The sequence below is a fragment of the Streptomyces sp. NPDC057654 genome (assembly GCF_042800135.1).
Classification (GTDB): Bacteria; Actinomycetota; Actinomycetes; order Streptomycetales; family Streptomycetaceae; genus Streptomyces.
On the sequence record NZ_JBHVHQ010001225.1, the window covers coordinates 1 to 1,896 of the forward strand.

At 70.5% G+C, this 1,896-nt stretch carries 2 protein-coding genes; both read left to right on the forward strand.

The window, feature by feature from the left end; translation table 11 throughout:
* The coding region (locus ACFU99_RS42240; protein ID WP_384403726.1) for an AAA family ATPase at positions 1 to 1,103 on the forward strand (1,103 nt) is incomplete at its 5' end.
* Between the two features lie 146 nt (positions 1,104 to 1,249).
* Complete coding sequence (locus tag ACFU99_RS42245) at positions 1,250 to 1,792, forward strand: YbjN domain-containing protein (RefSeq protein WP_363128319.1); 543 nt, start codon at positions 1,250 to 1,252, stop codon at positions 1,790 to 1,792.
* The last annotated feature ends 104 nt before the right edge of the window (positions 1,793 to 1,896 follow it).

Here is a 1,896-nt window from a genome sequence, read left to right on the forward strand (position 1 = left end):
CCGCCGCCGCCGAGGCCGAGCAGGAGGCCGCCGCCTCCGGCAAGGACTCGATGGTCAAGGACGAGGTCGGCCCCGACGACATCGCCGACGTCGTCGCCTCCTGGACCGGCATCCCCGCCGGCCGCCTGCTGGAGGGCGAGACGCAGAAACTGCTGCGCATGGAGGACGAGCTCGGCAAGCGCCTCATCGGCCAGACCGAGGCCGTACGCGCCGTGTCCGACGCCGTGCGCCGCACCCGTGCCGGCATCGCCGACCCCGACCGGCCCACCGGTTCGTTCCTCTTCCTCGGCCCTACCGGCGTCGGCAAGACCGAGCTGGCCAAGGCGCTCGCCGACTTCCTCTTCGACGACGAGCGGGCCATGGTCCGCATCGACATGAGCGAGTACAGCGAGAAGCACAGCGTCGCCCGGCTGGTCGGCGCCCCGCCCGGCTACGTCGGGTACGAGGAGGGCGGCCAGCTCACCGAGGCCGTGCGCCGGCGCCCGTACACCGTCGTGCTCCTGGACGAGGTGGAGAAGGCCCACCACGAGGTCTTCGACATCCTGCTCCAGGTCCTCGACGACGGGCGGCTCACCGACGGCCAGGGACGGACCGTCGACTTCCGCAACACCATCCTCATCCTGACCTCCAACCTCGGCTCGATGTTCCTCGTCGACCCGCTGCTCAAGGAGGACCAGAAGAAGGAGAAGGTGCTGGAGACCGTACGGGCCTCCTTCCGGCCCGAGTTCCTGAACCGCCTCGACGACCTCGTCGTCTTCCACGCGCTCGGCACCGACCAGCTCCAGCGGATCGCCCGGATCCAGATCGACCACCTCCAGCGCCGCCTCGCCGACCGCCGGCTCACCCTGGACGTCACGGACGCCGCGCTGACCTGGCTGGCCACCCTCGGCCATGACCCGGATGAGGCCGGCGACGCCGTCGACCTCACCTATGGAGCGCGCCCGCTGCGCCGCCTCGTGCAGACCGCCATCGGCGACCAGCTGGCCCGCGCCATCCTCGGCGGGGACATCCGCGACGGGGACACGGTCCGGGTGGACCGGGTGCCCGGCTCGGACGGCCTTACGGTCACCTCGGCCGCCACTGGAGCCGCCACCGCGGGCTGAGCGGCCGGCACCGGAGCGGCCGCGGGCTGAACCGGAGCCCCCGCGGCCGGAACGGTCCCTTCCGTAACCACCCGCCCCGTCCGGGCTTGCCAGGACGGGGCGGGTGTGGGGGAGGATGTCGGCAACCGTACGAAGGGAAAACCACGGTGAGCATCGACCCGTCCTCGATTCCGAATTTCGGGGGCCAGCCCGAACCCCAGGAGGAGGGTCCGGCAGGCCCCGTAATCCCCGACCAGGATCTGGTCAAGCAGCTCCTCGAACAGATGGAGCTGAAGTACGTCGTCGACGACGAGGGCGACCTCGCCGCGCCGTGGGAGCAGTTCCGCACGTACTTCATGTTCCGCGGCGAGGAGGAGCAGCAGGTCTTCTCGGTGCGCACCTTCTACGACCGGGCGCACGCCATCGAGGAGAAGCCCAAGCTTCTCGAAGCGATCGACGACTGGAACCGCCGCACCCTGTGGCCGAAGGTCTACACGCACACCAACGACGACGGCAGCGTCCGCCTCATCGGCGAGGCGCAGATGCTGATCGGCGTCGGCGTCTCCCTGGAGCACTTCGTGTCCTCCACGGTCAGCTGGGTGCGCGCCTCGATCGAGTTCGACAAGTGGCTCGTCGAGCAGCTCGGCCTGGAGGCCGAGATCGACGGTGACGGCGACGGCGAGGCGAAGCCCGGCGACGAGGAGTCCTGAGCGGACGCCGCTGCCGCCCGGACGGGCAGAACGAGCCGCACGGGCAGAACGAGCCTTACGGGCAGAACGAGCCGCACGGCTACATCGGCATCGGGGCGATCAGC